Raw genomic sequence first — 9,266 nt, 5'->3', positions numbered from 1 at the left:
CCGCGGCGTAGAGGGCCAGCCGCTCGACGGCCAGCGGGAAGGACCGGGCGCGCAGTGCGGTGGCCAGGGTCAGCGCGGCCAGCAGGGGCAGGGTCCAGGCCTGGCCGGCCGCATCCGTGCCAAGCAGCCACATGGCCGCCGCGAGGGAGAGGGCCATCAGCACCGTGCCCAGGGCCAGCGTGCGGTGGGCGTCGTGGATGGCGGCCAGGGCGTCGGTCCGGCGGATGGACTGCCCCTGGGCACGCTGGTCGTCGAGCGTCGCCAGGCCGGAGAGCGAGAGCGCGGTCTTGGGCAGCAGGCCCAGGCCGACGATGCTCAAGGTCCCTGCGATGGCGGCGGTGCGGACCGGGTCACCGCTGAAGAAGGCGCTGGCGGTCCACATGGCCGTCAGCGCCACCAGCGTGCCGGCGGCACCGAACAGCGCGCGGGAGCGGTCCAGAACAACGCCAACGGCGGCAAAAGCTGCGGCTGTCAGCAGCGCCACCACCAGTGTCTTCGGCTCCGCCGCGGTCGGCAGGTGCAGCACGCCGCCGAGCCCGGCCAGCCAGCCGGTGCCGGCCAGGGTCAGCCCGATGCTCCGCCGTGACGGAGCGCCGAAGGCCGTAGCCGCTGCGAGCAGTACCACGCCGAGGGACAGCAGGATCCACCAGGTCTGCGCCGCGGCGAAGGACGCGAGCATGATCTCCAGCGCGGCCCAGCTGCCGGCGGCGGCGAAGGTGCCGGCCGCGGCATGGCGGAAGCGCTCGTCCCAACGCCCGGCCACTGCCTCGGTCTGCTCTACGACAGTGTCGGTCACGTCGTAGACCACGGCCGGCGGCGGCGCGTCGGAGGCGCTGAACAGCGTGAGCTTGTCCCCGTCGGTGACCCCGTGGTCGGCCAGGCTGTGCTGCTCCGCGAGTGGTTCGCCTGAGGGCTGGACCAGCACCTTGGCTGCCACATCGTCGCGCGGCGTGTCCGCCATCAGCTCGAGGATCTGCGGCATGAGGGTGCCAACCGGCTCTTCCGACGGCAGCAGCAGGTCCAGATGCCGGCTGTCGCCGATCAGCGTGACTCGGGTGAAGGCGAGGGACATTGCGGTCAGGCTCCCGGAAGAAGGTCGTGGGGCTGGGCCCCGGATTCGACAGGCTGATGCAGTTCAATCCCTGCGGATTGCCGCTGCTGCTGTTCGGCGCGCTGCTGGGCCAGCAGGTTGCTGACGAAGGAGTAGCCGACGCAGACGGCGGCAATCAGTGCGGCCAAGGCGATGCTGAACAGGAACAGCTTGACGCTGTCCATCCATCGCCGCTGGTGCGGGTTCCCGCCGTACAGCAGCGTGGACGTGATGCGGTTGCGGCGGACGACGACGGACTCAATGAGCTGGTTGTCGTACTCGTTGGCCACCTGAAGGCTCCTTGGGCTCGCTGCCGCAGCAATGTGAAAGGTTTCGCCGGCGCGGAGGCGTGCCAGCGCCTTTCCATCATGTCATCTCCGGCAGTTGCGTCCGCGCCATAACGACGCCGGTGGGTAGTTCTCCCCATCACCGGTCCTTGCAGCCGTTCCCCCGTTGCGATTCTATTGAACTGGCCGATCGCCCCAGACTCCCTCTCCTGCGAGCGGGACACTGCGGGCAACTTCTGGAAACGATAAACCAGAACAAAACTAGAGCGCACAGCGCGCCCGCAAAGGTGGTAACGATGAAATTTGATATGGGATCGCAGACCCTGTCGCAGCTGACTTCGCAGACCGGCGGCTCCAACGAGGACTTGGGCCAGCTGGTCCGCAACCTGGTGGACGCCGTGGCCCCGCTGGAAGGCAAGTTCAACGGCCAGGCCCGCGTGAAGTTCGACGAGTTCAAGTCGCGTGCGGACGAAATTGCCAACAACCTCAACGGCGCGCTCGCGGCAATCCTGACCGGCCAGAGCGAGATGGACACCGCCTTCCACACCGGCGACCAGGAGTCGGCCGACAACGCCGCCCAGGCCCAGGGCTCGGCCAACTTCGACGCAGCCAACTTCAGCTCCTCGCGCTGACCCTGCTGTCCAGCCCTCTTCCATCCACGCCTTGAGCAGGCGGGCCCACAGCCGCGCCGCCCTTTGAAAGGAACAGCAATGTCCCAGGATCGCCTCACTTACGACACCAACGTCTCCGCCCAGGTCCAGGGCGAAATCCAGTCCATCGTCGGCCGTCTCGAAAGCCTGATCGCAGAACGCGAAAAGGCCGTTGCCGCCGCCATGTCCGACTACCAGGCCGACGGCGTCTCGGACGAGTACCAGCACGTGGAAAACCGCTGGAAGAACGCCGCCGGCGAGGTCAAGGAAATCATCCGCCTGGTCCGCAGCACCATGGAGCAGAACGACCAGACCGCTGCCAACACCGGCGCCCGCGCCCGCGCCGCCGTGCAGAACATCGGTTAGCAAAGGCCCTCGGGGCGGTGCCTGGCACAAGGTGCCGCCCCCCGATACAAGCGGAGGTGAACGATGGCAGCTGACTGGGATCTCGATACCGGCTCGCTCAACAGCATCCTGACGAAGGTGCAGACGCAGGCGGAGAAGTACACGCAGCTGTTCGAGGACTTCGGGGCTGAGGTCTCGTCCCTGATCGAAGCATCCAAATCGCAGATCGTCGGGGAAGCCCTGGTTGGTCTGTCGCAGGAAAAGCTCCAGGCCGCCATGACCCAGGTCCAGGGCCGCAGCGTCCAGGCCCTGAACTCCACGTCCACCGCAGTCAACGCCATCATCGCCGGCGACGCGACCATGGAGCAGACTGTCCGCGCCGCGCAGGACCAGGCCAACGACGAATTCGTCCCGGAGCCGCAGCCCTCCACCGGCACACCCCGCGGTCCCGTCCCCGAAGCCGTCTGAACCGGCAGAACGAATTCCCTGATCTCCCACCGAAGAAGAAGGACAAGGACCCATGGGCTGGAACCCGTCTGAGTTTCCTCCGCTGCCCGACGCCGAAGTGCTCGAACAGCACGCCGGTAAGCTCCGGACCAAAGCCGAAGACATCCAGTCCGCTGCCTCGGAATCCCACAGCCTCTGGCAGGGAACGGTCGCGGCGTACAAGGGCCCGGGGGACTGGCAGGTCCACTCGGCCTTCAACCGGGTCCTGTCGGAAGCGGACACGGTGCTGGAGGATTCCAATTCCGTTGCCGACGCCATCGATACCTATGCCGAGTGGGCGCGCGAGGCCAAGCGGCGCTACAACGCGCTGTACGCGGACTGGCTGTCGGTCCAGTCGCGCATCGGCGACGAAAGCGACGACTGGCGCAAGAACGAGGACCTGGTCAACGACGACAACCAGATCCTGAAGGACGCCAACGCCCTCGTCGAGGACCACATGGCGGCCGAACGCGCCTGCGCCAGCGCGATCTCCGGGCTCTTCGGCGGCCCCGCCTACGTGGTCACCACGGAGGAAGGCCCCGGCGCCAACCAGGTCGCCTACGGCTACACCTCGGAGCAACTCGACGCCGCGACCGCCGAGGGCCACATCCCCTGGGGCGAGCCGACCGAATGGGACAAGCCCTGGTACCGCGACGCCCTGGACGGGGTGGTCTCCTTCGGCAAGGGCGTCTGGAGCGGCATCACCGGCACCGTGACCGGCCTCTGGAACATGGTCAACTTCACGGACATGGAGACCTTCTCAGCCACGTGGAAGGGGATCGGCCAGCTCGCCCTGGACGTCGCAATCGTGACGTCGCCGGTGGCCCAGGTCGCCCTGCGCGCCACCGGGAACGGGCGGATCGCGGACCAGGCCGGCGAGCGGCTCGTGGCAGTCGGCAAGGCCGCCATCCACTGGGACGACTGGAAGCGGGATCCGGCCTATGCCGCGGGCGCCACGACCTTCGACCTGGCTTCGATCCTACTCACGGCCGGCGGCGGAGCCGTCGCCAAGACCGGTTCCGTGGCCTCCGCCGTCACCCGGATCGGGCAGACCAGCAAGGCCGCGGGCCTGGTCAATGCCACCGGCCTGTCGCGCATGGCCGGCCTGACCACCAGGGTCATCGACCTGGGCACGTCGCTGAAGATCAACACCATCGACTTCGCGACCGACAGCGCCCGCGTCACCCTTGGCCGGATGGCACCTGCCGCAGTCCGCGTGGACAACTTCATTAACGACGTCGGCAGCTCCCTTTCCGGTCCCCGGCCCGCCTATGCGGGGGTTTCCACCGGACACGGACCAGGTCCGGTCAGCACGCGGCTCGACAACCTCATCAGCCGCTTCGACACCGAAGGCCCCTCCCGCCCGAACCGCGGCCCCGCGCCGGAGACCGCCCGGGCCCAGGGGACACCGCCGGCGGGCCGCAATGCGTTCGACGTGGACGGCCAACGGATTAATGACGGCTTCCGCCATCCTGAAAACCCGCAGCGCGGAACAGCGCAGCCGGACGTCATCACCGACCCCGCCCGACACGAAAGCTACGGCCTGCACCGTGACGATGCCGACCTCCAGGACCGGAACCTGGAGAACGGGGCACGGCACCCTGAAGGCATCAGCGACGACTTGGCCGGCATCGTGGACGAACAGCAGCCGAAGTTCGGGGTTGATGAGAACGGGAAGCCCCTGGGCGAACAGGAGTACGCGAACCGCTACGGGGAGATCAACGATGCGAGCGGAGCGCTCGAATGGGACAGTTATCCGGACAACGCAGGCGCCGTAGAAGGCACCATCCGCACCTATGCTTCCCTCGATGATCTGCGCGGAGACATCGGTGAGGTGTCGCTGGACCGGATCGGCCCCAACGGCGGCGCCTACCTCGCCGTAGAGGGCACCCCATGGCACATGCGGAGCCTGCCGGTCAACAGCCTCGGCAAGGAACTGCACCATTTCGACGTCCGGGATTTGCCCGACGGTCTCCGGATCGAAGTTTCGGAAATCGCGCCGGCATTCGGCCGGCCCGGGGGAGGCACCCAGCTGCGGTTCCTGGACGCCAACGACGTTCCCCTCGGCGTCGACGAAGTCATCCGCAGGGGCGGACTGCAGGAAACCGGTCCCCGGGCCTTCGACAGGCCGTGGGCTTCGAACGCCTCCAACCCCGTCGACCTGCTCCAGGAATATGGGCTCAAGGTTTCGAGCCGGCGTTCAGTCCTTGACGCCGTGGCGAACGCTGGCATCGAACTTAAGCCGAACACCGTCTACGAGGTGGCGGGCCGTGGAAAGTTCTACACCAATTCCTCCGGCAACATCCAGCACGTCGAGGCGGCGCGCGGCCGGACCGGCAACTGGAACCCGGAACTGAACAACCCCCGCCCGTTGGTGCGCTACCACATCGACGACAACGTCGTCATCCAAACCGACGCCGACGCACGTCCCGTGTCGCTGCACGCTCATGACATTGAGTACTACAGCAAGGAGATGGCCGAGACCTGGCGGCACGAGTCCAACCAGCAAAAAATCGGCAACCTCGGTGGCACGGACTACGATGGCGGCCACCTGCTGGCCGCGATGTTTGGCGGCCCCGGCGAAAAGATCAATCTCGTGCCCCAGCTCAACCTCCAGAACCGCAATGTCGGACTTGCCGACCTCACCCCGGCTGAACGGAGGAGGGCGACGGGCAACGCCCGGACCTGGTACGAGACCGAGCTGTGGATCCGGGACCGGCTGAAGGAGGTCCCGCAAGGCGGTGCAAAGCCTGCGGTAACGTGGGATGTAAAGCCGGTTTACAGTTCCGGCAACACCTCTGCCGTGCCCCGCAGGATCGAGCTCAGAGTCACGATCAACGGGCAGCAGGAGAAGTTCATCTTCCGGAACCAGAGAGGCTGATATTTGTTGGCACAGCTGATTGGCAGCGCCGAATTGGACCGGCTGAATTCGATTGCAAGAGCGAAGTTTCCCCAGGCCGCGGAGATCCGCATCGAGATCAAGATGTTCGGCGGCGCATTGAGCTGGACCGAGTCTGCCCTGGGCGAGGACGGACTCTGGAAGAACACGGATTTCACGGACAAAGTCGAGTTCGACCCTGAGCTGCTCGACGACGACAAAGTAGCCAGCTACGGCAAGGGAACCGGGACCTGGTTCGAAGCCCGGCTGAGGCTGCGCCGGGACGCGGAAGCCTTGTTTGAACGGTTCGCCCAGGACCGGATGGACCGGGTCTCGGAAGGGATCGGCATCCCGGTTTCCGCCGAGTCGATCCAGGACGAACTGGTGATATTTCCCCGCTATCGGGAGAACATTCCTTCCTGGATGGCCGATGTGCTCGTCGCGCAGGGCGAAGCTGTTCCGTATCTCGACCCCTCGGACGGGCAGGTCGTGATCGGTGCAGAACGTACTCCATATGAGGAGCCGGCCCTTTGACGCTCGGATCCTCTCCCGGCCCACTTTGCTAAGGACCAGACAGATGACTGAACAAACGCCAATCATGGTCCGCCAGCAGGAGCTGGTCGAGAGCCTTGCCGGATGGATGCTGTCGGCCGTCAACACTGAGCCCGGCTGGGACCGGATGGTACTGGAGCTCAAGCCGCACGACGGCGCCATCCTGATGCGGATCACCCAGGAACGCCAGGGGCAGTCGGCGGGAAACGCCGGCCAGCTGCAGCCAGGCACGCAGCCGTTCAACGATGCGGCCGAACTGCACCGGCTGGCCGGAGATCCTGATGGAACGTCCTGGAAGAACGCCGCCATCAATGTCTCGGCCCACGGCTGGCCCGAACCCCGCTACAACCTGGACACGTACTTCAACTACGACCAGCCCGCGCCCGATTTCGGCCTGGGCGAGTCTGAGGCCGCTGCCCCGGAGGTCGAATCCGGGAAGCCTTCTGCCCGGGACACGGGCGTCGACAACCGCCTCGTGCGGGAAGCGATCGGGGAATTCAGCCGCAACCCAAGCCAACAAGGGGCACTGAACGTCCTGCGGCAGACCATCGCGTCCGAACTGCTCGTGGACATCACCGAGTCAGGCAGGCCTGGCATCTCGGTAGTTGAGGCCAACGGAGCCCCGGCGGTGCTGGCCTTCACGTCGCAGGAGAACCTCGCGGCTTTCAGATCGAACATCGGGCGTCCGGGTGCTCCGGCTTCCTGGGTGATGCGTGGGGAGGATCTGCTGAGGTTCGTCGACGACAGGGAAGATGTCCACTACCTGTATCTTGATCCCGCTGGACCCTCCTGCGCTCTTGGCCGTCCGGAGATCCGTTTCGCCGTGGCGAGCATGGTCAATACCGGGTTGAAGGCCGCAGCGGGTACGCAATCGGCAGCGGCCGTCGTGGCGGAGCTCTCTGCACCTGGCGCACGGGTCCTGCTGGCAGACAGCAAGGAGCAGCAAAGCCAAGGCCGCGGTCCGCTGGTGCTGGCCGGTCCCGAGGGGCAGGCCGTGCTCCCCGTGTTCTCCTCCGGCGCCGAGGTGGCAGTGTTCGATTCGTCAGCCCGCTTCACTGAAGTCGACGCGGGATGGGTCCTCGACTCTGTCCGCCGGAATCCGGACCGGGAGCTGGTCATCAACCCCGCTGGTCCGTCTGTAATGGTTCGGCACGGCGACCTCTAGGAGTCCGGGGAATGCACGGAAGCGGGCAAGCTTCGCCGCACGCAGACCTCGCGGCCCTGGATGAAAAGGCGCTGGCGACAGCCGCGGACTGGTACGGCGGCACAGCGGCAATTGTCCGCAATGGCAACTGGTCTGTCTTTGACGCTGACAACTACCGGATGGTCATCAAATGCGCTGCGGAAAACTACGTGGTCTACGACCGCCTGTACCAGTCGAACGCCGAGCGCCGGCCCCAGTACTTGATCACCGCGGACCCTGGAACCGTGGTCCGCTGCATCCTGTATATCGCAGCGCAGCGCTACCGGCTGCGGCACCGGCTGCCGGCCCTGCCGCTGGAGGACGAAGCCAACAGAGGCTTCAGCGGCCGGATTACCTCACCGGCGGATACGCATCCGACGGTCATTGAGGGAAGCCGCGGCGGAGTCGGCTATTCAGCGGCCTTCAGTTTCCGGGATGCTGCCCGGGCCTTCACGCATTATGCAGACGTGCCCCTGGATGAGCTGGTGGAATCCCTCCCAGCGCCGGATGGCAGGCCCCTTTTTCCGCTTGGCTCGCAGCCGCCGTCATTGTCGCGGCCAGCAGCGCCGGCAGCCGTTCCTGGTGCCCGCGACTTCCTTCCGGCACCCGATCCCGCCGAAGCCCTTCCTTTATCCGGCCAGCGGAGCATCGAGCGGCTCGTGGAGCACTTTGCGCGGTTATGCCGCGCGAAATCCGGGGTAGAGGCCATTCGGTTCCGGCCGCCGCGGGAACGTCCGGCTGGCACCGGAATGGAAGAGCTGGATGCCCTGCATCAGTTGGGCGACGGCCAGGAACAATCACCGGAAGCGACGCCCCTCTTCGGACGATTCTGGTATCTGGCTGAATCGGAACTGGCTGGTCGAGGCGAGGAACTGGTGCAGTGGCACCGCAGCAGCCCGACCCGCAACCGCAACGACCAGAGTTCCGACGGGCGGCTTCAGCCGTCCATGTTCGATGCGCGCTGGATTCCGTTCGCCGCCGCAACTGATGGCGAAGTGCTGGCCATCGATACCAACCCCGGGCCGCAGGGCAAGGCGGGGCAATTGGTCAGCTCCGGCGACCGGATCGACCATGAGCCCACGTACCAGGCACCGTCGCTGACTGCCTACCTGGAGCGGCTGATCCGGCTGTTTCACGCCGATTGCAGCTACTGGGAATTGGGCGATGACGACGACGGCAGCCAGGATTCGCTGCGGCCCATGGTCGCGTACCTGTCACGGTACCTGCACCTGGCAGGGCATTTGCCCGAACCTCCGGAAGGTGCGGACTACGAGCAGGCCATTGCCGCCGTCGTGCCTTTCCTCGAACTCCTCGGAGTACACCCGGAAAAAACTGTCCAAGGCTTATTCGTGGCGGCGGGCGGGAACGGGTTCGATTGGCGCTCGGGTCCGGTGGACGGCCGCACGGTCGCTACCGTGTCCTCCGACGCCGGTGCGGCGTCCTTCCTGAACGGTACCGACGCCGCACGGTTCATGCTGTGGAACGTGATGTCGGCACTGCGCCGCGCGCAGGCAAACGAAAGCGGGAGACGCGCCGAGCAGCTCGAACTGCCCGCGCCCCTGCCGCACGAAATTGTACGGGCCGCCGGCGAGCGCGGCCTGTATGAGCGGTACGGGAACCAGCCCCTGCGCGAAATCATTGCCTGCTTTGGCCTCCCGCTTTTCCGGGAAGGGCAGATGTACCGGGTCTATGAACCCGGGGACTGAGTCCCCGGACGGACGATCGCTTCGGCGCCTGAGGCGACGGCCACAGCTTTAGGACGCAGGCGGCACGGGCATTTAGAATAGGAAACTGT

Annotated in this window: 9 protein-coding genes; 7 read left to right on the top strand and 2 right to left on the bottom strand. The window is 66.2% G+C overall.

Features of this window, described 5'->3' with window-relative positions:
• Window positions 1-1,072, bottom strand: a 1,072-nt coding sequence (locus tag D477_RS02520; RefSeq protein ID WP_005266964.1) for an EsaB/YukD family protein, incomplete at its 3' end; no start/stop codon positions are given.
• A 5-nt stretch (window positions 1,073-1,077) separates the two neighbouring features.
• Window positions 1,078-1,380: a hypothetical protein gene (locus D477_RS02515; protein ID WP_005266963.1), complete on the bottom strand. Its 303-nt coding sequence runs from the start codon at window positions 1,378-1,380 to the stop codon at window positions 1,078-1,080.
• Window positions 1,381-1,673: 293 nt separating this feature from the next.
• Here D477_RS02515 and D477_RS02510 point away from each other — a divergent pair, with 293 nt between their 5' ends.
• The 7 genes from D477_RS02510 (at window position 1,674) to D477_RS02480 (ending at window position 9,177) form a co-directional block, all read left to right on the top strand.
• Window positions 1,674-2,009 carry a hypothetical protein gene (locus tag D477_RS02510; protein WP_043845314.1) on the top strand — a complete coding sequence of 112 codons (336 nt, stop codon included), beginning with the start codon at window positions 1,674-1,676 and terminating at the stop codon, window positions 2,007-2,009.
• 78 nt (window positions 2,010-2,087) lie between these two features.
• The gene (locus tag D477_RS02505; RefSeq protein ID WP_005266961.1) at window positions 2,088-2,393 is read left to right on the top strand and encodes a pore-forming ESAT-6 family protein; all 306 of its coding nucleotides are present in this window, start codon (window positions 2,088-2,090) and stop codon (window positions 2,391-2,393) included.
• Window positions 2,394-2,456: 63 nt separating this feature from the next.
• Window positions 2,457-2,840 carry a DUF6507 family protein gene (locus D477_RS02500; RefSeq protein WP_005266959.1) on the top strand — a complete coding sequence of 128 codons (384 nt, stop codon included), beginning with the start codon at window positions 2,457-2,459 and terminating at the stop codon, window positions 2,838-2,840.
• Between the two features lie 52 nt (window positions 2,841-2,892).
• On the top strand, window positions 2,893-5,739 hold the full coding sequence (locus tag D477_RS02495) for a glycohydrolase toxin TNT-related protein (protein WP_005266958.1): 2,847 nt from the start codon (window positions 2,893-2,895) through the stop codon (window positions 5,737-5,739).
• Between the two features lie 6 nt (window positions 5,740-5,745).
• Complete coding sequence (locus D477_RS02490) at window positions 5,746-6,270, top strand: hypothetical protein (RefSeq protein WP_005266956.1); 525 nt, start codon at window positions 5,746-5,748, stop codon at window positions 6,268-6,270.
• A gap of 43 nt (window positions 6,271-6,313) precedes the next feature.
• The gene (locus tag D477_RS02485; protein WP_005266954.1) at window positions 6,314-7,453 is read left to right on the top strand and encodes an SseB family protein; all 1,140 of its coding nucleotides are present in this window, start codon (window positions 6,314-6,316) and stop codon (window positions 7,451-7,453) included.
• A gap of 11 nt (window positions 7,454-7,464) precedes the next feature.
• A complete protein-coding gene (locus D477_RS02480) occupies window positions 7,465-9,177 on the top strand; it encodes an SMI1/KNR4 family protein (RefSeq protein WP_005266952.1) in 1,713 nt (570 codons plus the stop codon).
• The last annotated feature ends 89 nt before the right edge of the window (window positions 9,178-9,266 follow it).

The sequence above is a fragment of the Arthrobacter crystallopoietes BAB-32 genome (genome assembly GCF_000328305.2).
GTDB lineage: Bacteria > Actinomycetota > Actinomycetes > Actinomycetales > Micrococcaceae > Crystallibacter > Crystallibacter crystallopoietes_A.
Note: the sequence above shows the minus strand (reverse complement) of the source record. Positions and strands in the feature narration are given on the sequence as shown.